Source organism: Bartonella fuyuanensis, from assembly GCF_014197255.1.
Lineage (GTDB): Bacteria > Pseudomonadota > Alphaproteobacteria > Rhizobiales > Rhizobiaceae > Bartonella > Bartonella fuyuanensis.
In genome coordinates this window covers 47,660-70,410 of the sequence record NZ_JACIFE010000003.1, presented here as the reverse complement: position 1 = coordinate 70,410, position 22,751 = coordinate 47,660, and the positions used below count along the sequence as shown (strand labels likewise).

The following is a 22,751-nucleotide window of genomic DNA, read 5'->3' as shown; positions in this document are numbered from 1 at the left end:
TTAAACACGAGATGTCTATTGTCTTGTGTCGCTAAATAGCTTGAACCAATCCTTTTTGAGTAAATCACACCGTGTTGTTTCTGTGTAAAAATATGGTGAAAATCGTATTGGTATGAAAAATGTGAGAGCGATAGCCCTGTCTTTCAATGAAAGTGTGGGGTAGATTTAACTCTGAAGATGCGGGAGATTATCTGGAGGGTGATTTTTATGACAGCAGAAAATAGAGCGTAGGCTTATTCATTCAAAAAAGCTGGATACTATTAAGCACAACGATAGGTGGGCTATGCTGAACAAAAAAATATGTATGAAAGAAGAGGGAAAAGCTGCCCAGAATGTTAGGCATAAAATTGGGAATGAGGAATCGGCTTTAAAAAAACAGACTGTGGATTGTTGAGCAGTGTGGGTTTGTTTTATCGCTGTTTGCTTTTGCTTGTGCAAGGGACAAGGGAGGGTGAGCATGCAGTTGCGTTGATAGCAGCGGTGGAAATTGCTCTTTTTAAATCAATGACGAATAAGACAAATGAAGAGTGTTTCAGAACTTAGACCGATTTTTCCAAGGAATGTTTGTGTTGTGGGAATGTTGGTGTTATGGGCGATTTACAGGGGAAGAGAAGCTGGAAAGATAAGATTATTTGCTGAGATGGCGATTTTGAAAGGTTATCAAGGGGGAAATCAATTGATTTGAAATGGTGTTTGATTCTTTAGATTTAAAAAAGGACTTAATCGCATGAAAATTGTCGCAGCTTCTGTTCTATTGAAACAGCCAAAAGCATTTTCTTACGGAGGATAGGTGGGTTAAGCCTGTAAAAAAACAGTCAAAATGCCCATCATGATCATGAACCCTTTCAAAGGTCAAGGGCTGTACAATATTAAGATTTGGCAAAGGGAAAGATAGGGAATCTTACGAAAGAGGGCATGAAGGAAAGAAAAAAAGATGCACAGGGAAACGCTGCTTTGTTGTCGTGTTCATTTTAAAAGCCGTTCACAAAGCGTTTTGCAGATGAAGTGCGTCATTGAGATTATTGATTTTGAAGCTCGTAAAGCGCATGGTTAAAAGAGGATGAATTCGATGAAGCCAAAAATAGAGGCTGAGAGAGAGAAGATCAATCCTTATAAGGATAAACTTATGGGAAAAAAAGAGAGGCGAAAGAAGAAGAAAATGGTGCTGCGAGAGAGGATCGAACTCTCGACCTCTCCCTTACCAAGGGAGTGCTCTACCACTGAGCTACCGCAGCTGTTTTCAATCTTTGCGCTGTCTTGTGCCATATTGTCAGAAAATAGGCAAGAGAGCATTTGTATATTCTTGCAAGAAAACGTATCTTATGCCATGACATATATTTCTTATCTATTTAATATTTAAGGTCATAAGTTGCTTGAAGAAGCTCAACATTGTTCAAAAGGTTGTGCAATGACACAAATGCATCAAAAACAAAAGCAAAGCAAAATTAGTCATCAAGATGAAAAAGAAAAACAACGTCAAAAAAGATTGGCTCAACAATTGCGCCAAAACTTAAAACGTCGAAAAGAGCAAAGTCGAAAAAGAGCGCAAGTAGAGCTTTAAAAGAAAAAATATTTTTTAGAGCAGCTTTGCAACCAAACTTCTCAATAATTTGTTCTCATACTTAAAATGCGTTCTAAAACGTTCAATAAAGCATAACTTCCCGAAGGTGTAAAACCTTTGGAGGGGGAGATGCAGAGGAAAAGAGGGAAACACTATGGATTCTATTCAAATTGTTGGTGGGGAAAAACTTAAGGGAACAATTCCTATCTCAGGGGCAAAAAATGCTGCATTGCCTCTTATGATTGCGGCGCTGCTTACAGAAGAAACCCTCACTTTAGAAAATGTTCCCCATCTTGCCGATGTTGAATTGCTCATTCGTATTCTGAATAATCATGGTGTTGGATATGCCGTCGATGGACAGGCGTTAAGTAGTGATTGTGTAAATTCAAGAACCATCCATTTTACTGCGCAAAAAATAGCCACAACACGGGCGCCATACGAATTGGTGAAAAAAATGCGCGCGAGCTTTTGGGTTCTGGGACCTCTGCTTGCACGATGTGGAGAGGCCTATGTTTCACTCCCTGGAGGATGTGCTATCGGAACAAGACCCGTCAATTTTATCCTCGAAGGACTCAAAACTTTAGGAGCACGGATTGCTATCGAAAATGGATATGTTCATGCAAAAGTCTCAAAGGAATTAAAAGGTGCACACTACCGCTTCCCTAAAGTCACTGTTGGAGGAACACATGTGATGCTTATGACGGCAACAAGGGCCAAAGGAACAACCGTTCTTGAGAATGCTGCTTGTGAACCAGAAGTGACAAACCTTATTCGAACTCTGAATGCCATGGGGGCTCAAATAGTGGGGGAAGGAACAACAACGCTCACGATTGAAGGCGTTAAAAAACTCAATGGTGCTAGAATACGAGTCATTGCTGATCGAATTGAAGCCGGAACATATGCAATGGCCGTTGCGATGGCGGGCGGAGATGTCTTGCTTAAAAATGCAAATCCTAATCATCTTACACAAGTACTTAAAGTGCTCCAAAAAACAGGACTTGAAATTCAAATAGAACCTCAAGGAATTCACGTTAAGCGAAATCCACGGCAAACAAAAATTATGCCCTTTGATATTAAAACAGGACCTTATCCTGCTTTTCCAACCGATCTCCAAGCACAGTTCATGGCGCTTATGACACGCGCTGAAGGAATCGCGCATATTACAGAGACGATTTTCGAAAATCGGTTTATGCATGTTCAGGAGCTTAATCGTTTAGGAGCGCAGATAAAACTCGATGGGCAGATGGCAACCGTTTATGGAACAGAACATTTGCAAGGGGCTCCCGTTATGGCGACTGATTTGCGTGCTTCTGTTTCCCTTGTGATTGCAGCATTGGCGGCTCAGGGGGAAACGATCGTCAATCGTGTTTATCATCTTGATCGTGGATTTGAGAGATTGGAAGAAAAGTTAGCGCAATGTGGGGCGAAAATTCAACGGTTAACGGTGTGAATCTGTTATGCGTCTGTTGAAGGTTGTGTGGTGTTGTTGAAAGGATGCTTTAAAGCATGGTTTGAGTGTGCTTTAGGGGGAATTTTAGGAGGTGCAATTTAAGGAAAGTTTTGTTGGTGTTGTGTGAGGCGTAGGCAGTGACGGTTTCTTGATCGTGGATTTGAGAGATTGGAAGAAAAATTAGCGCAATATGGGGCGAAAATTCAACGGTTAACGGTGTGAATCTGTTATGCGTCTGTTGAAGGTTGTGTGGTGTTGTTGAAAGGATGCTTTAAAGCATGGTTTGAGTGTGCTTTAGGGGGAATTTTAGGAGGTGCAATTTAAGGAAAGTTTTGTTGGTGTTGTGTGAGGCGTAGGCAGTGACGGTTTCTTGATCGTGGATTTGAGAGATTGGAAGAAAAATTAGCGCAATATGGGGCGAAAATTTAATATCACAGTTTCATTTTCTTCAAGTTTAGCTTTTAAGGGCCCTCTTTGGGGTGTTCTCAAGGAAAAGGTTTGTTTATCTACTCAATAAATACAAGGCTTTTCTTATGGGTTTGGAGAGTGAGCATAAAAGTTTGAGAAACCTCTCATAAAAAAACAAACAAAGACAAATTTCAATTTTATGGCTAAGATCCTTCAGTGAATTTATGAAAAAGCCTTGTAAATTTGCTTAATAAGCTTTGAGAGTTTGGGCGTAGACGCAACAATCAAGGAGAATTAAAACCCAAATCCTCGATATATGAAATTAACTTACTTTGGAGATAGCCCAGAATTCCGTGAATTTTTGCGATGTCTAAGGGCAATGAGCATTTTTAAGGTTAGTGCTTGCAAGAGCCGGGAATATTCATGCGAGCACCATTGCACCACTCAGTCGGGGAAATCTGAAAATGAAAGCCAAAAATCTATGTTTTAACGATAGCGCGATCAGTAAAAATTCGCAGCAGAAGAGAAATATTAAAAATGTCTCAAACAGTTAGCACATCCCAAAGCAGGGTCCCGCCAACAAATTCAAAAGTATGAAAAAGGATTCAAGCTTATTAGGAGCCCAGGATATTTACAGGAAATTGTCGATAGCCTCAATGTTCCTATTTCCTTTTCTTCCTGATCTCTCAAAAAAAGAAAATGCCTCATACTATGGTGATGAAATCATGAGCAAAGAAAATCCTTTTGAAAAGTTTTAGCGAACTCAAACCGAAAAAAGAAAGCAGCCTTAAGGTTGATTTTTCATGAGCGTAAAGAGTTTAAAGAGACTTTTTGCTTAAGAATAAATTATAGACAGGCCTTTTTAGGAAAATGATTGTTGATCTTTCCCCTGCAGAAATATTCTAATGGAACTTGCTTCTCTTCATTCTTTCCATCATAAAAATTTTATTCTTTATCCTTTTTACAAGGAATGATTTATTTGTGTTCGGAAAGTTGGTGTATTCGAAAATTGGAGCGACGTTGTTAGGAGGAAAAATTTAGAGCGGAGCTTGAAAAATCACCTGGCCAGAAAGAGTTCTCAATAGGGAACATTGGAGAGCGACGATCAAAAGAAGGCTGAAAGAAAATTACCAAAAATCTGGAACTTCAGTTTTTAAATGAGGACCAATCCGTACTGCCGAGACTTTTTCTGCTAAACCCGTGCGATCTGAAATTTCAACCGCAAAACCACAAAGGGTGGCGAGACCTCGTGCCGGTTCAAAACGATTTTGTTTCTGCTTGTAAAGAAAACGATATAACGGTTCTTCTTTATCCATGCCAAGAGATGAATTGTAATCTCCACACATGCCTGCATCCGATAAATAAGCGCTCCCACCTTCTAAGATTTGGGCATCTGCAGTGGGAATATGCGTATGGGTGCCAACGATAACACTTACACGACCATCAAGAAAATGGCCAAAACATTGTTTCTCGCTCGTCGTTTCTGCGTGAAAGTCAAAAATAATCGCATCAGCTTGCTCCATTAAGGAACAGGCTAAAAGAATATTTTCCGCTGTTTCAAAAGGATCGGTAACTTGGTATGGCATAAAAACACTGCCCAAAAGATTCGCAACAAGAACACGCGCTCCATTTTTTGCCGTAAAAACACCAGCACTTCTGCCAGGAGTGCCTTTCAAGAAATTGGCGGGACGTAAAAAACGGTCACTTTCGTGCGCATATTGTAAAGCTTCTTTATGAGAAAAAGCATGATTGCCCGTGGTAACAACGTCAGCACCAACCATCAAAAGATCTTGATACGTCTCTTGTGTGAGACCAAAACCACCAGAGGCATTTTCACCATTCACAACAACAAAATCAAGCTTCCATTTCTCAATCAGTTGAGGAAGATGTTCAAAAACAGCTTTACAGCCCGTGTCACCAACAATGTCACCTAAAAATAAAAAACGCATAGGCGTTTTAATCACATTTTAACATTTTAAGAAACCTTTTTCTGTAAAAATTCCCTGCATTTCTAAATCATACTCTGTCGGAGGAATAGAAGAAACTTCCTGACACGAAAAGCCTAGGCCCCATAATGTTATTTCATGTCCTTGTTTTTTAAGAGTTTCAACAGCACGGTCATAATAGCCTCCTCCATAGCCAAGACGGTGACATTGAAGATCAAATGCAGAAAGAGGAACAATAATCATATTCGGAACAACAGCAGCATTGTCTGCACTTGGACCAAAGGTGCCAAAACGCATGGGCTCTAGAATCGTGTTGGGTAAAAATGTACGAAAAATCATCGTAGTGGAATCAAGCACCGCTGGTAAGGCTAAACAGCCACCGCGTAACGCTATAACATTAAGTAAAGGACGTGGGTCAATTTCTGATTTAATGGGCCAATAGCCTGCTAAAATAAGACGTGAAAAATCGGTCCCTTTTTTTTCAAGATACTCAATAAAGTGACAACAGGCACGCTGTGAAAAAAGTGCACGTTCTTGTGTTGAAAGAGCATCACGGCGCGATAATCCGCTTTTGCGCTGTTGTCTGCGAAGCGATAAAGATGTCTTATGGGTAATATTCATTCTTTATTTTTGTAAGTGCTGCAAGGATGATAAAATTAAAGCCTATCATAATTCTTATCCTAGAAACAGAGCAGTGTCTTTGGCTTTATGCAAAAGGAAGTGATCAATTCTTTATCTGGAAAAATGTTTTATGAAAAAAGTCATAGCAAAAGAGGTGATCCACAACAGCCGATGGAAAAAGTTGATCCCGGGAACCTACATAAATAGGTGGGCGCCATATGAAAAAGCCCACGGGCTTCATCAGGGACAGCTCCCTTGGAGATCACTAAGGTCTCAGGTATGCGTTATTTCCTGTCGAGAAGCGCAGAACACCCCCTTCAATATAAAATAATTTCAGATTTTCTGCTAGAGATAAAATAACTTTATTCTTCATAAGATTTATTGAAAATGGTGTTACAGTCTTGCTGCTGGTTACTGGAAATGGCTGTATGATGGGGAAAATGCTCATTCAAAGTAAAAAGGTAAAGAAAGACAGCTGGGAGCCTTGAGAAATGCAGAATGGTTTATTGGAAATGTTTGATTTTTATGTCTTAGGAGAAGGTCGGAAGAAAGTTTGAAGGAAGAATATTTCTTCGTCAAAAATGTTTGTTTCATTGATGTTGTGTTTTTGAAGTTTTTGCTTTGTGGATAATATTTTAATGTCGTTTTTTAGTTTTGAGAGATGGAGAGAGAAAGCCGATACGGTAACTGCTGCTCTATAGTTTGAAGCGAATAAAAAGACAACCAGACGATGATAGTTTATCAAGGGCGCGAAGCGATATTTTAAGCTTTTTCAAAAAAAAAATTTTAAATTCGTGTCTTACAGTTTTTTTTAAAAAACCATAATAAGAGGTGCTAAAAAGGAAGAAATAGCATGGAGAGAGGCTTATGAGAAGAAATTCTGTAGAGAAGATCGGAAAAGGTGTTTAGACGTTGTCTTAAAGACAAAAAGACACCAAGTTCAAAAAAGACTATAGCGTTGCATGATTCGCAGTAGTTGCATGTATTATGTTCAAGAGCAAGTTTGAGATCAAGCGTGGCAAGTTTGAAATCGTTGCGTGGGATATAATCTAAACGCATCTTCCCTAAACTTAAACTCTGCGTAAAGCGGCTCGTTCATAGATGATACGCCTTCAAAGTGCTTGCGGTGACTGCTCATCTAACAAAGCTTCAATCCGCTTTTGAAGTTTCTGCATTTGTGGATAGTAATCGAGAGCCCTTTCATAAGCTTTGAGAGCAAGTTTTGGATGCTCTGTTGCTTCCATGATAACACCAAGTTCAAAAAAGGCTATATAGTTGCGCGGTTCGAGTTCAAGAGCATGTTTGAGATCAAGCATGGCAAGTTTGAAATCATTCAGTTGAATGTGTATCCAAGCGCGTCTTATCCAAGCTTCAGCGTGAGTAGGTAAAAGCGCAAGAACATTGTCAAGATAATCAAGCGCAAGTCCATAATTATCGCTGTTAATAGCATTTTCAGCCCATGACATTAAAAGATCAATCGTTTCACTCCCCGATTGGCTCCATAAATGTTGAAGTTGTGCACTGATCTTTTTCGCTTTAGAAACATTAGCACAAAACTTCAATTCTTTTAATAACCGTGAAATTTCGGCTTCTTTGCGTTGCTTAATTCTGTCTACGTGAGAAAGTTGCCCTGTGTTAAAATCTTCAAGAATGATCGCCGACGAATCAGAAAGCGTCGGGGAAGGAGATGAAGAATTGGGAATAAGATCATTTAACGGTAAAAGCGATTGTGGAGAAGGGCGGTCTCTGGGAAGAGAAGGAGGATTTTTCCCATATCCAGAGGAAACGAAACAAAAAACACCAATAAAAAAAAGAAAAAAAATATACCGGAGAAGATAGAAAAAATGCAATTGAAAAAAACCACAAAAACAAGCCCTTAAAAGATAAATCGAAAAACATTATCAAAGAACGGACTTGGAACTAAAAAACTCTACAAAAAATCCACGCTCCCTACCATTAAAATAGGCATAAAAACATTAACGCTGAAAATTAGCCCTGGCGTGCTCTAAAACGCGGGTTCGTTTTATTGAGGATATAAACGCGACCCTTACGACGCACCAAACGGTTATTACGATGGCGTCCCTTTAGTGCTTTAAGTGAATTTTTAATTTTCATCATCTTCACCGTTAATAATTTACTTAATACAATATCACAAATACGAAAAAACAGCGCAATAATGTTGGGTATACCAACACAGCTCTCTGATAGCACCATCGTTTCACACCACCAAGCGATACACTTTTCTGATTACAAAAAGAAAAACGTATCCCTAAGGCATGCACCAACACATTTCATTAGCACAACGAATAAGTGGAAACTGCAAAAAACAAAAGCCAATCTAACAAGGAATCTTATTCTTGTCAAGCGTCTATCTTTGAAAAAGGGGGACTTGATGGTGGCTTTGAAGGTAAAAATATTTGAAAAAAAAGCACAAGAAGTAAAAACAAGCTCTGTCAGGAGAATGCTTGAAGGGCAAAAAAGCCGTTGGAATTGTTTCTGGTATTTGATAGACGATAGATAGATATAAAACAGCACACTTAAAGTCCTAAAAGGACCCCTACGACAGATCCCACACCCTAAATAGCTGAAGGTGTAATCACATTAAAGTGATTTCCGAAATAAATACATCTAGATATGAAAATAAAATTATAACGGTTTAGTACCATGTTTTTATGATTCTTTATTATTTATGAATCCCTTATATTACATTCTTCAATCGCTAAATCCCGCCCTGTAAGTGCTTTACGGTATAGTTTTCGATACTTAATGACAGAATAAAAAAGCCAAATAGATAATGTTATAATTGCACAACCGCCAATGATCCCTAAAATGTGCCCTAATAGTACAGCTTCAATCATCTTTTCTCCTTATTGTCTTTTGATTAATAACCACTTCATCTAGTTGTTTCATTATTTTTTTTAGTTTCTTCCTTCCTATGATGTATAGTCCTAAAGAGATGGGCATCGAGCCGTACAGAATGAGTCCACATAGCAACCCTATTACAGCCATAGCATCCATTTGAGCTTTATCTGCAGTGCCCGCTATTGAGAGGAAAATGTATAGACAGATGCTTATAAAGAGAATGAATATAAATTCTTTCAACGAAATAACACCAGTTTTAACTGCTTCCTTAATTTCTTTTTGGATATCAAGGACTAAATCCCATCGATGGTATGTATCATTTTGTTCTTTTTGTGATGCGTTTGATAGGTTCGGTTTTCGCGTTGTCATATCAATATTACTTTGTCTCTTGATTTTAATAAAACCAATAGCCTCATTTCCCAGGCTATTTTTATGAAATAAAAAGAATTTCCTGTACGTGTTACGCAGTAGACTACAAATAATTTGCTATCTTGGTGAAGTCACTCTGTCTATCGCTTATCGTTCCTCCGTTATTTATTCAACATGGATACGATTTATTAGACAGATACAATTTCTCTTTGCACAGTATAGGCGATTCGTTTCATAAGTACAATTATGTTTTACGATGAAACTGTAGGCGAAGAGATAAGTAATATATTCATATGAATTGTTCAAGTTAGCTTAATTTACTTAAAAGAAGCCTTATTGTTGACAGATTGACACAAAAATCTTCATCTTTGACAGCTATGAGATGCTCAGATTTGACTAACACTAGTTTATAGGGGAGAAAACGAAGGTGATAAACATAATGGAGGTGATGGATATCGTCGATTTTAAAGTGAGTGATATTTTAAACGGCTGTTGTTTTAGAGCTTACGCTAAATGCACGGTCCTTTTCAGTGTATATTTACAGCTGTTGTTTTAGGCTTTAGCGCGAAATAAAGTAGAGAGAGATGCTTAAAACCCTAGAAATATAAGATAAATACAGCGCTTTGTGAGGAGAAAAGGATGTTTCTATAAAGGGATAAGTTTGGTTCTGTAATTGTGTCTTATATCTTTGACGTGGAGATCAGGAATGAAGAGAGGCACTCAATCCTTTGGTAAAAAATGAGCATAAAAAGGGAGATGAGAGACAAAAAGAGTGCATTGTTAACGTGTTATCTATGGGTGTAACAGGCAAGTCTATTGCCTAAAGGTTAGAAGTAAAAGGAAAGTGAAGCGGATATAGGATGGGGGAGAATGATGTGGTAGGAAGAGGCGATGATAGGAGGAATTAGTCTTTAAGGGGTAAGTGCATCCTTTAGAGTGGGAGGCTTCTTGAGGGTGTGAAAGGTTCCGTTGAGGGAAAAGTTGAGGGCTGGTGGATGCTGTTGAGCCCTAGAGGGATGTCTTAAAAAAAGAAGCGCTTTTTAAAAGAATTCTTCTCTCCCTGTGATATTTTCCAATGACAGAGATATTTATTTGTGAGCATAAAAAGATATTTAACTGCTTCACTTTCAGAAAGTTTGAAATGAGAGAGCTTATTCGATTTTTCATCCAACAAACCCAACGATAAAATAACCTTATAAAACAAGATTTTTTCATTGGGAGAAGACTCACCAATATGCTTGCTTTTATTTTTAAACAAAAGCCATACACTGAAATGTAACGGAAATATCTAAAGAGTCGATGAAAAAGATACGCCTTTAAACAAAAAACCAACGGGCAATGACCTAGATAACTCCAGAAACTCCCCCAATTCAACCTTTTAAAGCATCAAATCTTTAGAAGGATCATAACAAATATTCCAACTTTCTTCTAACACACAGTTTAAGAAAAATCAAAAATATAAAATCTTTTACGGTTAATTATTCTAAAAAGTGAAGTTTTTTACTCTACGCTTTGTATCTAATCTGGCTCCTCGACAGTGCTCATCGCCACTTCTTTCTTATCACTTAAATGGTATAGCTTTAGAAAACGTTCCAAGCAAATCTTAGCTAAAAAATATCAATTGTATATCGGCAAAGTTGCGTAACTCTTGATCTTGAGATATGTCATACGCGGCATTTTTCTCTTTTCTTGCACTCTTTTATCCACCTACTCATCTCCTTTGTTATGTTCTAGTAAGTGGTTTTGCTTGCTTCACCACAAACAGATGTTGGAATGAGAAAATCCTTCGTTACCCGTAACGCTCGTTCAATCTGTAAAGGCTTAGCTTATTTTTATAAGCCAGTATTTTCCCATCGGTATCAGCTTCTGCATAAAAGATCATTTTAGATTATCAAAAATTTTATGACACATCGCCTCAAATAAAAAAGAAGCGGATTTTTAAAATCTCCGCCTCTTTAATAATAACAATTCACTCACAGTAAAATTATGCTGAAAGCTTCTCTCAAAACTTCAAGACTCTGAAGAAAACCAATTTGATAACAATTCATACTTTACAGGATCATCAGCACATTGTCCGCCACCGCATTCCAGTATGGTAGAAATCAAATTTGCTGCAATTAAAAAAACAAATAAGAAACTTGCCGTTTTACTCAAGATTGGAAAAGGAGAAAATTCTTTAAATTTGTGTGCTAATTCGCCTAGAATCATGACAAATGAAACAGCAAAAATGCAAAGAACAGAAATAATGAAAGCCCAAGTATAAAAATGCAAACCAAAGAACGTTGAACCATATCCCAGATCATCTGGTGTGATATGCAAAAACACCTGCCTAGCAGCAACAGCACTGGTGACCATACAACCGAGAATAACCATGCCATAATGGGTGTTTTTCACTTTATAGTGAATATTGAGCAAGAACCCACATCCTGCTAGCATCAATCCCACACGTTGCAATAAACAAAGGGGACAAGGTAATTCAAACTTTACTAATTGATAATAAAAAGCTACCACCAAGACAATGGATAATCCGATGAGCCCTAGCGTATTCATAAATACAATGAAATGAGGATTTTTTTGTTCAACGTGTTCCATAGCTATTCTCTCAAAAAGATAAATTTAAAGTAGAAGTTGCGTGATGATTAAAAGTGAGAAGAATGACAATCAACAAGATTGCCCACAAAACATAACTGATATTCTTTTTGCCATACACAGTGGTTATTGCAGTGCCTAAAGCAATTAAAAATGGAAAAAACATGGCTTTTAACCTTTCTTAACATACCGGATGTTTAACTCTTATTACCAATTCTTAAACATATTACAAAATTGGGCAAAAAAGAGACCACGGATTTATTATTCACAATTCATCATGCTCTTTAATACTGTCACTCTATTTACGCGGTTACTCTGCATTTGTAGGAAGAAACGATGAAACATCAGACCGCCTACAGACACACATCTCAACAAAAAGCCCAAAAGCGTTAATTTGAGTCCGATTTTTAATTATAAGCAACGATAAAGAGCATATTTCCCCCCTAATTTTAAAGAATCACCTAAACAGGAAAACAAATAGCAACGGACATTTTTTCCCAAAAAATATCCTCATTTACAACGTATTATTGCCATAAAATATCCCCGCCATAAAAATCTCTTTTTATGTAAACAACATTTTAGCTTGCCACGCATTTTATATGGTACAGTGTTTATTTTAGCAAATAAAAAATGAATTATTTTCTGAAAACCTTACAATCAATGGCTTTCCCACAGAATATTTTTTCTCTTTCTTAAGCAAAGGGCCTCGAGCAGCTTAACAGCCGCGTTGAGCAACATTCCTTTTAGACCTGCTTCATAAGATTTAAAACTTTGTTTTTTCACCTTTTGTATTACTCCTTTCAAATTTTTACCTTTTAATCTTATTTGAAAAGCATTATTTTTCTGTCATGAATTAGCTATGCAAAGAGCCTATAGAGCATAGTAATTGAGCAAGAATTGCATTGAAGATTTGAGAAGGATGGTCAATGACGACAAAATCATGTGATGTCGCGATTTTGATGGGAAGCCAATCGGATTGGCAAACGATGTGCCATAGTGCCGATATTTTGACAAATCTTGATATTTCTCATAGTTCGCATATTGTTTCAGCACACCGAACCCCTGAACGTCTTTACCAATTTGCAAAAGAAGCAAAAACAGCAGGCTTCAAAGTTTTAATTGCTGGTGCAGGGGGAGCAGCCCACCTTCCTGGCATGCTAGCAGCTCTTACGCCCCTACCTGTTTTTGGTGTTCCAATGCACTCACGATCTCTTTCAGGGCAAGATTCTTTGCTTTCAATCGTACAAATGCCAGCAGGAATACCCGTTGGCACATTAGCCATTGGCAAAGCGGGGGCAATTAATGCAGCACTTTTAGCTGCAGCAGTTATGGCTGTTTATGATCATGATCTTGCACAACGATTACAAGATTGGCGTCAGAAACAAACAGCTAATGTTGCGCAAATTCCTAGCACAGAGGTTTAAAATGGTATCGTTCTCCCAAACCACAGCTTCACACAGCCCCAATCCTTCCTCCAATATATTCCTTCCAGGCAGCGTCATTGGTTTAATCGGTGGTGGGCAATTAGCTCGCATGTTAGCTATGGCGGCAGCAGAATTAGGATTTCAAACCATTATTTTTTGCCCTGAAGCAGATTGTCCAGCCGCCCAAACTGCAAACCGCCATATCGTTTCTTCCTATGAGGATACATCAGCCTTAGATCATTTTATTTCTCAGTGTGATGTTGTCAGCTATGAATTTGAAAATCTTTCACTTCAGACAGTTCAATATGTAGAGAAGAGCAAGCCTGTTTACCCGTCTTCCAAAGCTTTAGAGATCACGCAAGATCGGCTTTTTGAAAAACAATTTTTGCATAGTCAAGGCATTGCTACAGCAGCATGGCATGCTGTTGACAACTCTTCTTCTCTTCTTTCTGGTCTTGATGCATTAGGTGGACGTGGTCTTTTAAAAACACGTCGTTTTGGTTATGACGGGAAAAACCAGATTAAGCTTGATCATCCAGACGAACAAACCCTTGATGAAGCCTTAAGCACTTTTCAGGAACAGCCTTCGATTTTGGAAGAAATAGTTCCTTTTTTATCGGAAATTTCAGTTCTTTCGGCACGGACCCAACAAGGAGATTATATTTTTTATGATTGCCCGGAAAACCAACACAAAAACGGTATTCTTCATAAATCCTTTGTTCCATCCCATATTCCTCTTGATATTCAAAAAGCAGCCAAAGCAATCAGCGTTACAGTAATGAACGCCCTCAATTATGTTGGTGTTCTTTGCATTGAATTTTTTGTTTTAACGGATGGTCGTCTTTTAGTAAATGAATTAGCGCCGCGTGTCCATAATTCTGGTCATTGGACACAAAAGGCGTGCATAACTTCACAATTTGAACAGCATATCCGTGCCATTTGCGGCCTTCCTTTGGGCAGTACATATCGCCATAGCGATTGTCAAATGATAAATCTCCTTGGAAATAATCTCAGCACTTTAAAATATTTTCTCACGCAAAAGCATACATCGATCCATTTATATGGCAAAAGCACGATACACCCGCACCGTAAAATGGGGCATGTCATCCAATTAACGGGACTAACCAGCAAATCTTAACTCCCCTATAAAAACGCTTTTTCACCCGTTTTCCCTCAATGAATTTAAAATACAACACTTTGATATATAAGGCTAATTTTTAGCATTATGTCTTTTCAATTAGTCCCCTGAATAACGGAAAGTTTTTTTATTTCAAAGCTTTCCAGGTTGGATCAACTAAAACCATATCTCTTGCGCGTCCTAAGCAGGATGCGTATATGGATAAAAATGATAGAGAAAAGAGCTAAAAATGGCTCTGATGCAGCGTTTTAAGTGCCAAAGGAGCTGTCGTAATATTGGGGAAAATGTGTGATGGTGTTGGCTTGATATTTCATAAACATAAAGATGGCGATACGCCACGGTTTTATCGTTCTCCCATTCATGGGGATCGGTGTAAAATGGGTTTGGGGACCAGATGTTTCTTTAAAAAAAACCGGTGAATAGACAAGCTAATTACAAGAGAAGCCTAAAATTGAAGCAAATTGGCGGGTAAGATTTTAAAGGCATAAAGCCTCGTGTCTCAATGTGCGGGTGAAATTCTTTGAGAACGTGAGAGAGTAAACTTGAAAAACCTTCCTCTTTTTGTTGAATTTTTATTCACAAACTTAAGAAAATAAGGTATGAACGCTGAAAAATAATGCACAGCTGAATAATAAATGCACTGTAAAGGAAATGATTGTTTATGTCAAAAGAAGAAGTTTTAGAATTTTCTGGTATCGTTACTGAACTTTTACCCAATGCGATGTTTCGTGTAAAACTGGAAAATGATCATGAAATTATTGCCCATACCGCTGGAAGAATGCGAAAAAACCGTATTCGGGTATTAGTAGGAGATAAAATCATGGTGGAAATGACACCTTATGATTTGTCAAAAGGGCGCATTACATATCGCTATAAGTAGTCTGCTCGGTGGTTTGCGCTTTTTTGTAAAAGTCATAAGATTATTGCTATGATTTTAACATCTCTTTCGATTGTTTTTTTATGCGTGAAAAAAGGAATGTTTAAATGATCTTGAAAAGGTCATAAAATCAATATGAAAAAGGATTAAGGAGATCAATGGCGCTTAAAATGGGGTAAGAAAAAAGCCGAGTGTGAAGGGGTGGAAATGAAAAGTATAAAAGGGTGGGGGAAAAAATGTTTGGTCAAAACTCTTGAAGAAGAAATTCATTTGGTGCTTGCTTCTGCTTCTCCGCGGCGTTTGGCGCTCTTAGCGCAAATAGGGATTGATCCTCAGCAGGTTTGTGCAAGCAGTATTGATGAAACCCCAAAATTAAAAGAGCATCCTGCAAACCTTGCAAAACGTTTGGCAAAAGAAAAAGCACTGAAAGCGCAAAAAACTTTACATTGGTACAAGCAGAATAACCAAGAAAAATTGGCCGCGCAGAAAATGATCATTTTGGCTGCTGATACGGTGGTGGCTGTGGGGCGCACCATTCTGCCAAAACCAGAGGGAGAGGATGAAGCTTATGAATGTTTACAATTCCTTTCTGGAAGAGCTCATCAGGTCTATGGCGCCATTTGTGCCTTGAATGAACAGGGAAAAATCACCGTGAAATTAGTTGAAAGTCGTGTCCGTTTTAGGCGCTTAAGCCCTCCTATAATGAAGGCTTATCTTGCTTCACGAGAATGGATAGGAAAAGCTGGCGGATATGCTATTCAAGGAAAAGCAGGGGCTTTTGTGGTCTATATCACTGGATCTTATTCTAATGTTGTGGGATTGCCTTTGGCTGAGACAGTCGATCTTTTGACCGCTTATCAATATCCACTTTTCTCCTATTGGGTGGAAGAAACGTATTAGAGAGATTTATCGCCGGCTAAGATCAGTGCGGGGTAAAAAGCAATAAAAATAAAAAAGAAAATATGAAAAAAGGAACAGAAGAAAAATTAATGAAGAAACTGATGAAAACGGCCCGCCAAAAACAAAAAGAGCTAAATTGGCAAAAAGAAACTTTTCATCGTTCACCGTATCCTTGTCCTATTTGTGGTCAAATGTCACAAAAATCTTCTTATCCTTTTTGTTCCACACGATGCCGAGCCATTGATTTAAACCGTTGGCTTTCAGGGGGGTATAGTTTGCCATCTGCGCTACAAGAAAGCGAGGAAGAAGAGTAAAGGACACAAATGCCTTTTTACGGAGAGAAGGCTGAGAGAGATACTTTGCGGACTGGATTCGAAGGGGTGCACAGGGGGATCCCTGTAGAATGTCGTCAAAAGCTGGATGAGCAGTTTTGTTATCGTCTTATGTCGTAAAATACTGCCCTTTTAGGGAGAGTGATACAGGCTTATAAATTTATAAGATGCCTTTTTAGGAAATGTGTGGAATATTTAGGGTATGGTGGTCTATTTGTCTGTCTGGTGAAGCATTATTCTCTGAGGAGTGTGAGGTTTATACTTTAAAGATGTTGCATGATGTTGGATATCGTAGCAAGAGTGTTGCTTAGAGCTAAAGGTATTGGTTAGCGTTCAGGAGGTTGTCTAGCGGAGTAAATACTGCTGATTGCTGTGCTTTATTCTTAATCAGAAATTAGCCTCAAGAGTGCCTTTTGTTTTTTTGTTTGCACTCTTTAAAGTTTTTCAAAAGGGTGTGTTCTTTTTCTCAGGCGTTTTTTTGCTCACGGTAGGAGAGATTTTTTTCTGTGAAAAGATCTTCTTTTGAAACAAGATTGGTCTAAAAAACTTATAGGGACTTCTATTTTTAGGTGATTTTGAGCAAATATCCAGCGCTTACACGGTTTAAGTTTTTTTCGTATTTTTGAATTTGTTGAAAACTGACGCTTCGATATTTCTATTTCTCTGATTTTTGGGGGAAGGCTTCATTGAAATCCATCTATGACGATTTTATTGCTTATCGAGATGTCGATAGAATGTTGATTTTTGGTTGCACTTTTTGCACTTTGTCCCCCCTCCAGTTGCGAGTGCCTTTGCATTGGTATTCTGAGAGCTTGAAAAGACCGAACCCTAGTGAGCTTTCTGCTTTTAGTGTTAAGAAGCACTTGAGCATGGCAAAATCTCCAAGAATTCTGGGATGCCTATAGAGTGGGTTCGTTTTTACGCTAGGGTTTGGGGCATGAGCCCCTATTGATCGCTGGGTAGACGATCAAAAACATTTGCTAGTCCGTAAAATAATTTCATAAGATCGGCAAGAATATTAAAACAGTATTTTCTTATCTTTGCAGAAATCAGGCATAAAATTGAGGAAGAGGAAACCCGCGAAATAGGTGTTTTGTAGGTTTGAAAGAATGTATTGAAAAAGGGGGAAGTGCTATGGAGGAGATGACGTGCGTTGGTCTGTAAAGGGGGAGGTGAAATTGTGAGAGGTATAGAGGTTATAGGGTGAAGAAGTGTTGTGAAGGGAGATAAAGAGGAAGATGAGGAGTCGATTAAAGGATGATGGGTTTTAAAGAGGGGATGAGAGTGAGGAAAATGCGCTGGAAAGCATGGTGATGAGGAAAGCTAAAAGAGATAGGGAATGAGAGAAGAGTTCGAAAAAAACAATGGAAAAGGGAAAAAACTATGATTGGAAAATGAGAAAATTCTCTTTACTCCCTTTACTTGCAAAGGGAGTGAGAGATTTTGTTTTCATTAGAAGAAAAAGTTAGTTTGTTTTCATAATTTTCCAGATTTTTCCATCAGACATATACATAATCTTTTGTCCTGTCTTTAACTTTTGTGTGGTGTGATTGGTGTGGAGTGTAGAACTGGAAGTTGCTTGATGATCTATAAAGATTGATTTCCATTTAAATGAAGTTGGAGATGGCAAAAAGATATTAGGCGCCCAAGAACGATCTTTTGATCGAATAACAACAAGCTCCTTTTTTTTCAAAACGTCAAAAATTGTTTGGGCAGATAAATCTTTCCCATTGGAAATAGAGATTTCCGGTCCAGCAGAAGGTGAGGCCAAACCTCCAAGATCGCTTATACTATTCATGCAAAAACTGAATGTACATGCTGTTTGGATGATGTAAGGATCTGTACATTTTCCTTGAGTAGAGGCACTCAGATTCGCTTCGTATTCAATGTTTTTTTGTACAGCTCTAGGACTAAAAAAGGTTGAACTTTGCGGACTTAAGACATAACAAGAGGAAAGATGCCGCTTCCAACGAGAATGATCTTCAACAAAACCATACGATTTATGAAGTTTGCCAAATTTACTTGGTACTTCTATAGTACCAACAGTTGTTTTTTCACCCGATATAAGATTGGTTACTGATCCCGTAACTAAATTTCCATTTTTAGAAACATCTAGTTTATATCGGATCCCAATTTTCCACGGAAAATCAATTTCACATCGTACTCCTGAACCTTCTTGAGTAAAATGCTTACATTTGCCACTCTTCCAGCTTGTTGCATTCCTAATAGAAAAGTGAATAGTGTGGCGGTCTCTATTAAATAAACCAATATAGCCGCTTCTCCCATTTTCGAATTGAAAGTGGTTGCCCCAAAAATAGATGGAATCAGGGCCACCATCATGCGTTATTTGTTGAGTGAAAGAAAATTTATCAAATAATATGTTTTCTGGCCATCTGTGCTCCATGATGATAACTTTGCCGGCAAAAACTGCATAGCTTGGTTTGCTCATAAGAAAAAATAAAAGAATGAATAATAGCTTTTTTATAATCGGATACATACTCAACTCCTTTTATCTTCAGATAAGTCAATGTAAGACCATCAATGTTAAAATATATTCAAGGTTTTGTTAACTAAAAAAGGAAAAATACTTTTGATTTGTATGTTAAACTATAGATTGTAAAGACATCTTCATTTAAATAAAAAAGGTGTATTTGCAGACACCTTTCTGCTGTTCAAATTTTAAGTTTTAATGGCCGAATTGGGGGGAGCGGGGTGTTAAAATGGGGGAGGGATGATGATAGGGGGAGGGAAAGTTGCACTTTTGTTGAAAAATGATGGCGTGTTTTCCTTTCCCCTTGTTATAGGTCTTATAAAAACCCATATTCTTTTTAGCACGACTGTTTTTCTTTATGCTGCCTTGTTTGCGGTGTTTTGTGGAAGCTGAAAAATCCTTTCAGGATGTCTCTTTCGTGAATCACTCGTGAGTTTTCGTGAATCACTGGGAAGCTAAAATGTGGCGGCAGCTTGCGATTAAGGAAAAAAAATGAACTTAGAAAAATATAGCGAACGACTGAAAGGTTTTTTACAATCAGCGCAAAATAATGCTCTTGCTTCTGATCATCAGCAATTTATGCCAGAGCATTTGTTAAAAGTCTTATTAGACGATGATCAAGGATTAGCAGCATCCCTAATCCAAAACGCTGGTGGTGATCTCTCTCTTACGCGAAAGGCGCTTGACGAAGCTCTTGATGCTTTACCTAAGGTACAAGGGGGAAATGGACAGCTCTATCTCTCTCAACCGTTGGCAAAAATCTTTAATATAGCAGAGGATCTCGCAAAAAAAGCAGGGGATCAGTTTGTAACTGTAGAGCGGATGTTGCAAGCGCTTATTATGGAAAAATCCGCAAAAACAGTTGAGATTTTAACAAGTGGAGGGCTGACTCCGCAAACACTTAATCAGGCGGTTAATGCGTTGCGGAAAGGGAAAATAGCCTCAAGTCCCCATGCCGAAGGCCAATATGATGCTTTGAAAAAATATGCGCGTGATCTCACAAAAGATGCACGGGAGGGAAAACTTGATCCTGTCATCGGGCGGGAAGAAGAAATTCGCCGAACCGTTCAGGTACTCTCACGGAGAACTAAAAATAATCCTGTGCTGATTGGGGAGCCCGGTGTCGGAAAAACTGCAATTGTGGAAGGGTTAGCTCTGCGGATTATCAATGGGGATGTGCCCGAAACTTTGCGCGATAAACAACTCTATGCACTGGATATGGGCGCACTTATCGCAGGCGCAAAATATCGCGGGGAATTCGAAGAACGACTTAAAGCAGTGCTGGCAGAAGTGCAAACCGAAAATGGGCAAATTATTCTCTTTATTGATGAATTGCACAATCTCGTGGGGGCTGGAAAAGCCGATGGTCCTATGGATGCTTCAAATTTGTTAAAACCTGCTCTTGCACGTGGAGAACTCCATTGTGTGGGGGCAACAACCCTTGATGAATATCGAAAATATGTCGAAAAAGATGCTGCTCTTGCGCGCCGCTTTCAACCTGTCTTTGTGTCAGAGCCTTCTTTGGAAGATACAATCTCTATCCTGCGCGGTATTAAAGAAAAATACGAACAACATCACAAAGTACGTTTGGCAGATAGTGCTTTGATTACAGCCGCAAAGCTTTCTAATCGTTATATTACTGATCGATTCTTGCCTGATAAAGCGATTGATCTTATCGATGAAGCGGCTGCACGGTTGCGCATGCAAGTCGATTCAAAACCTGAAGAGCTCGATGTCCTTGATCGGCGAATCTTACAGTTGAAAATCGAACGGGAGGCTTTGAAAACAGATGTCGAGCCAACAGCACAAGAACGTTTGAAAAATGTGCAGGAAGAACTCAAAATATTGGAACAACAGTCCGCTGAGATGACAACAGCTTGGCAGGCTGAAAAGCAAAAATTAGGGCATGCAGCCGATTTGAAAAAACAACTTGAAGAGGCACGAAATGCTTTGGCTATTGCACAACGTGATGGACAATTCCAACGCGCTGGAGAGCTGGCTTATAGTGTCATTCCTGAACTCGAAAAACAATTGAAATTGGCAGAAAATGATGATCAACAAAACCGTCTCGTGGAAGAAACCGTGAATGCTGAGCATGTGGCGCGGATCGTCTCGCGTTGGACCGGTATTCCAGTGGATCGGATGCTCGAAGCAGAACGTGAGGTGCTCTTGCGGATGGAAGATGAAATTGCAACCCGTGTCGTGGGGCAGGGAGAAGCTGTTCAAGCCGTGGCTCGTGCCGTACGGCGTGCACGGGCCGGATTGCAAGATCCAAACCGGCCGCTTGGATCTTTCATGTTCTTGGGACCTACCGGGGTGGGAAAAACCGAATTAACCAAAGCGCTGGCTGCTTTTCTCTTCCAAGATTCGAATGCCATGTTGCGTATCGATATGTCCGAATATATGGAAAAACATGCTGGTGCGCGCTTGATCGGAGCTCCGCCAGGATATGTCGGTTATGAAGAAGGTGGTGTGCTAACAGAGGCTGTACGAAGAAGACCTTATCAGGTCATTTTATTCGATGAAATTGAAAAAGCGCATCCTGATATCTTTAATCTCTTGTTGCAAGTGTTGGATGAAGGTCGCTTGACGGATAGTCAGGGCAGAACTGTCGATTTTCGTAATACGTTGTTGATTATGACCTCAAATCTTGGGGCTGAGTTCTTAACTGCTTTACCCGAAGGACAAATGGTTGAACAGGCAAAAAGTGAAGTCATGAATGTTGTAAAAAACGCTTTCCGTCCTGAGTTTTTAAATCGTATCGATGAGATTATCCTTTTCCAGCGGCTGCAACGCAAAGATATGGAGGCTATCGTTGATATTCAGATACAATATTTGCAAAATTTACTCAATGAACGCAATATAACTTTGCATGTCAAACAAGAAGTACGACAATTCCTTGCTGATAAAGGCTATGATCCCCTTTATGGTGCACGTCCGCTTAAACGTATCATCCAAAAAGAAATTCAAGATCCTCTCGCAGAAAAAATCTTGTTTGGAGAAATTCAAGATGAGATGGCGGTGACCGTTACAAAGCAAGGGGATCGGTTGGCATTTTTACCTGAAACATAGGGAAAAATTCATAAGAAGACGGTGGTGATAATCTTGTGATGCAATAAAATGCTGTCGTTTGAGAAAATCTTATCGGTTGAAAGGTGTGGTCTACTCGATCTGCAATGGTGGCTTTGGTCGGGGAGATTTGTTATAATATATTGAAGCCTTAACACAGCAGGGGTTGGTTATGAGGGGGAAATTTCTTTTGATTATATTCTGTAAATATGTAAAAACGTAAAAACGTTAATCCGTAAAAAGGAGTGGAAGATTTATAAATTTATGTTTTGTGCCTGTTTTTATCAGAGTGTGGCATGGGGAAGGGTTGAAGAGGTGAAGAGTCTATGAATGGAGGGGAAAGAAGTGTGTTGGCTGAATGAAGAGGGTGTGGGGAATGGAGGATGAAGAGCATGAGTGTGGACAGGTTTGAAGGGACAAGAGTGTTCAAGAGGCAGTGGTGCAAAGGGATGAAAGATGGCGTGAAGAGGCTGGGATTGCTCGTTGCGCCTGATGAAACAGTTTCGTCTGAGGGGTGGTTATCTGAAGTTTGTTACTGAGTGTGAGGAAAGAAGTTAACTTGTAAAGTGTTGTTTACAGGGCAGAGCGGGGTGAAAATTTGATCCTGTAAAGAGGAATTTTTTTTAAAAAATGGAAGTGGGATGATAGAGGGGGACTTGGAGAAATTTTTGCTCTTTTAGGTGTTATGGTCTGAAGTTGATTGTTGTCTAGCGG

18 protein-coding genes, 1 tRNA gene, 1 other RNA gene and 1 pseudogene are annotated in these 22,751 nt (G+C 39.0%); 9 read left to right on the top strand and 12 right to left on the bottom strand.

Features of this window, described 5'->3' with window-relative positions:
* Nucleotides 1–520 precede the first annotated feature (520 nt).
* Nucleotides 521–685 carry a hypothetical protein gene (locus GGR08_RS02515; RefSeq protein ID WP_183193830.1) on the top strand — a complete coding sequence of 55 codons (165 nt, stop codon included), beginning with the start codon at nucleotides 521–523 and terminating at the stop codon, nucleotides 683–685.
* Nucleotides 686–1,160: 475 nt separating this feature from the next.
* Here the strand turns inward: GGR08_RS02515 and GGR08_RS02510 are convergent.
* Nucleotides 1,161–1,235, bottom strand: a tRNA-Thr gene (locus tag GGR08_RS02510).
* A gap of 173 nt (nucleotides 1,236–1,408) precedes the next feature.
* On the opposite strand from GGR08_RS02510, the gene GGR08_RS02505 reads away from it, so the two are divergent.
* Both GGR08_RS02505 and murA read left to right on the top strand, forming a co-directional pair.
* A complete protein-coding gene (locus tag GGR08_RS02505; RefSeq protein WP_183193829.1) occupies nucleotides 1,409–1,561 on the top strand; it encodes a hypothetical protein in 153 nt (50 codons plus the stop codon).
* A gap of 154 nt (nucleotides 1,562–1,715) precedes the next feature.
* Entirely contained in the window at nucleotides 1,716–3,011 is a 1,296-nt protein-coding gene (murA, locus tag GGR08_RS02500; protein WP_183193828.1) for a UDP-N-acetylglucosamine 1-carboxyvinyltransferase, read from the top strand.
* Nucleotides 3,012–4,546: 1,535 nt separating this feature from the next.
* Here murA and GGR08_RS02495 read toward each other — a convergent pair.
* The 9 genes from GGR08_RS02495 to GGR08_RS08140 all read right to left on the bottom strand — a co-directional run bounded on the left by GGR08_RS02495 (nucleotide 4,547) and on the right by GGR08_RS08140 (nucleotide 11,972).
* Complete coding sequence (locus GGR08_RS02495) at nucleotides 4,547–5,368, bottom strand: TIGR00282 family metallophosphoesterase (RefSeq protein WP_183193827.1); 822 nt, start codon at nucleotides 5,366–5,368, stop codon at nucleotides 4,547–4,549.
* 18 nt (nucleotides 5,369–5,386) lie between these two features.
* Nucleotides 5,387–5,986 carry a 5-formyltetrahydrofolate cyclo-ligase gene (locus GGR08_RS02490; RefSeq protein ID WP_183193826.1) on the bottom strand — a complete coding sequence of 200 codons (600 nt, stop codon included), beginning with the start codon at nucleotides 5,984–5,986 and terminating at the stop codon, nucleotides 5,387–5,389.
* Nucleotides 5,987–6,138: 152 nt separating this feature from the next.
* Nucleotides 6,139–6,299, bottom strand: a non-coding RNA gene (gene ssrS, locus GGR08_RS02485) — 6S RNA.
* Nucleotides 6,300–7,098: 799 nt separating this feature from the next.
* Nucleotides 7,099–7,836: a tetratricopeptide repeat protein gene (locus tag GGR08_RS02480; protein WP_210273935.1), complete on the bottom strand. Its 738-nt coding sequence runs from the start codon at nucleotides 7,834–7,836 to the stop codon at nucleotides 7,099–7,101.
* Between the two features lie 139 nt (nucleotides 7,837–7,975).
* A complete protein-coding gene (gene ykgO / locus GGR08_RS02475; RefSeq protein WP_183193880.1) occupies nucleotides 7,976–8,101 on the bottom strand; it encodes a type B 50S ribosomal protein L36 in 126 nt (41 codons plus the stop codon).
* Nucleotides 8,102–8,673: 572 nt separating this feature from the next.
* Nucleotides 8,674–8,844: a hypothetical protein gene (locus GGR08_RS02470; protein WP_183193825.1), complete on the bottom strand. Its 171-nt coding sequence runs from the start codon at nucleotides 8,842–8,844 to the stop codon at nucleotides 8,674–8,676.
* On the bottom strand, nucleotides 8,837–9,217 hold the full coding sequence (locus tag GGR08_RS02465; protein WP_183193824.1) for a hypothetical protein: 381 nt from the start codon (nucleotides 9,215–9,217) through the stop codon (nucleotides 8,837–8,839). The genes GGR08_RS02470 and GGR08_RS02465 overlap by 8 nt, the downstream gene beginning before the upstream one ends.
* A gap of 2,010 nt (nucleotides 9,218–11,227) precedes the next feature.
* Nucleotides 11,228–11,809: a disulfide bond formation protein B gene (locus GGR08_RS02460; protein ID WP_183193823.1), complete on the bottom strand. Its 582-nt coding sequence runs from the start codon at nucleotides 11,807–11,809 to the stop codon at nucleotides 11,228–11,230.
* 10 nt (nucleotides 11,810–11,819) lie between these two features.
* Nucleotides 11,820–11,972: a DUF5993 family protein gene (locus tag GGR08_RS08140; RefSeq protein WP_246350088.1), complete on the bottom strand. Its 153-nt coding sequence runs from the start codon at nucleotides 11,970–11,972 to the stop codon at nucleotides 11,820–11,822.
* A gap of 760 nt (nucleotides 11,973–12,732) precedes the next feature.
* Here GGR08_RS08140 and purE point away from each other — a divergent pair.
* The 5 genes from purE (at nucleotide 12,733) to yacG (ending at nucleotide 16,459) form a co-directional block, all read left to right on the top strand.
* Nucleotides 12,733–13,230: a 5-(carboxyamino)imidazole ribonucleotide mutase gene (purE, locus tag GGR08_RS02455; protein WP_183193822.1), complete on the top strand. Its 498-nt coding sequence runs from the start codon at nucleotides 12,733–12,735 to the stop codon at nucleotides 13,228–13,230.
* A 1-nt stretch (nucleotide 13,231) separates the two neighbouring features.
* Entirely contained in the window at nucleotides 13,232–14,368 is a 1,137-nt protein-coding gene (locus GGR08_RS02450; RefSeq protein ID WP_183193821.1) for a 5-(carboxyamino)imidazole ribonucleotide synthase, read from the top strand.
* A gap of 661 nt (nucleotides 14,369–15,029) precedes the next feature.
* Nucleotides 15,030–15,248: a translation initiation factor IF-1 gene (gene infA, locus GGR08_RS02445; protein WP_013545481.1), complete on the top strand. Its 219-nt coding sequence runs from the start codon at nucleotides 15,030–15,032 to the stop codon at nucleotides 15,246–15,248.
* Nucleotides 15,249–15,452: 204 nt separating this feature from the next.
* Nucleotides 15,453–16,145, top strand: coding sequence for a Maf family nucleotide pyrophosphatase (locus GGR08_RS02440; RefSeq protein WP_183193820.1), 693 nt, complete (start codon nucleotides 15,453–15,455; stop codon nucleotides 16,143–16,145).
* 62 nt (nucleotides 16,146–16,207) lie between these two features.
* Entirely contained in the window at nucleotides 16,208–16,459 is a 252-nt protein-coding gene (gene yacG / locus GGR08_RS02435; protein ID WP_246350086.1) for a DNA gyrase inhibitor YacG, read from the top strand.
* 401 nt (nucleotides 16,460–16,860) lie between these two features.
* On the opposite strand, the pseudogene GGR08_RS08645 reads toward yacG, so the two are convergent.
* Nucleotides 16,861–17,274: pseudogene (locus GGR08_RS08645) on the bottom strand (helix-turn-helix domain-containing protein).
* Nucleotides 17,275–17,942: 668 nt separating this feature from the next.
* Complete coding sequence (locus tag GGR08_RS02430; protein ID WP_183193819.1) at nucleotides 17,943–18,974, bottom strand: DUF3472 domain-containing protein; 1,032 nt, start codon at nucleotides 18,972–18,974, stop codon at nucleotides 17,943–17,945.
* A gap of 486 nt (nucleotides 18,975–19,460) precedes the next feature.
* Between GGR08_RS02430 and clpB the strand changes: the two genes are divergently transcribed.
* Nucleotides 19,461–22,040 (top strand): ATP-dependent chaperone ClpB, encoded by a 2,580-nt coding sequence (gene clpB / locus GGR08_RS02425; protein WP_183193818.1) that lies wholly within the window; start codon nucleotides 19,461–19,463, stop codon nucleotides 22,038–22,040.
* Nucleotides 22,041–22,751 lie beyond the last annotated feature (711 nt).

Bases quoted from the DNA above. Each gene is read 5' to 3' on its own strand.
- GGR08_RS02465 (WP_183193824.1), bottom strand. From the start codon at position 9,217: ATGACAACGCGAAAACCGAACCTATCAAACGCATCACAAAAAGAACAA.
- GGR08_RS02490 (WP_183193826.1), bottom strand. From the start codon at position 5,986: ATGAATATTACCCATAAGACATCTTTATCGCTTCGCAGACAACAGCGC.
- GGR08_RS02460 (WP_183193823.1), bottom strand. From the start codon at position 11,809: ATGGAACACGTTGAACAAAAAAATCCTCATTTCATTGTATTTATGAAT.
- infA (WP_013545481.1), top strand. From the start codon at position 15,030: ATGTCAAAAGAAGAAGTTTTAGAATTTTCTGGTATCGTTACTGAACTT.
- purE (WP_183193822.1), top strand. From the start codon at position 12,733: ATGACGACAAAATCATGTGATGTCGCGATTTTGATGGGAAGCCAATCG.
- GGR08_RS02440 (WP_183193820.1), top strand. From the start codon at position 15,453: ATGAAAAGTATAAAAGGGTGGGGGAAAAAATGTTTGGTCAAAACTCTT.
- GGR08_RS02450 (WP_183193821.1), top strand. From the start codon at position 13,232: ATGGTATCGTTCTCCCAAACCACAGCTTCACACAGCCCCAATCCTTCC.
- GGR08_RS02495 (WP_183193827.1), bottom strand. From the start codon at position 5,368: ATGCGTTTTTTATTTTTAGGTGACATTGTTGGTGACACGGGCTGTAAA.
- yacG (WP_246350086.1), top strand. From the start codon at position 16,208: ATGAAAAAAGGAACAGAAGAAAAATTAATGAAGAAACTGATGAAAACG.
- clpB (WP_183193818.1), top strand. From the start codon at position 19,461: ATGAACTTAGAAAAATATAGCGAACGACTGAAAGGTTTTTTACAATCA.
- GGR08_RS02470 (WP_183193825.1), bottom strand. From the start codon at position 8,844: ATGATTGAAGCTGTACTATTAGGGCACATTTTAGGGATCATTGGCGGT.
- GGR08_RS02505 (WP_183193829.1), top strand. From the start codon at position 1,409: ATGACACAAATGCATCAAAAACAAAAGCAAAGCAAAATTAGTCATCAA.
- GGR08_RS02515 (WP_183193830.1), top strand. From the start codon at position 521: ATGAAGAGTGTTTCAGAACTTAGACCGATTTTTCCAAGGAATGTTTGT.
- murA (WP_183193828.1), top strand. From the start codon at position 1,716: ATGGATTCTATTCAAATTGTTGGTGGGGAAAAACTTAAGGGAACAATT.
- GGR08_RS08140 (WP_246350088.1), bottom strand. From the start codon at position 11,972: ATGTTTTTTCCATTTTTAATTGCTTTAGGCACTGCAATAACCACTGTG.
- ykgO (WP_183193880.1), bottom strand. From the start codon at position 8,101: ATGAAAATTAAAAATTCACTTAAAGCACTAAAGGGACGCCATCGTAAT.
- GGR08_RS02430 (WP_183193819.1), bottom strand. From the start codon at position 18,974: ATGTATCCGATTATAAAAAAGCTATTATTCATTCTTTTATTTTTTCTT.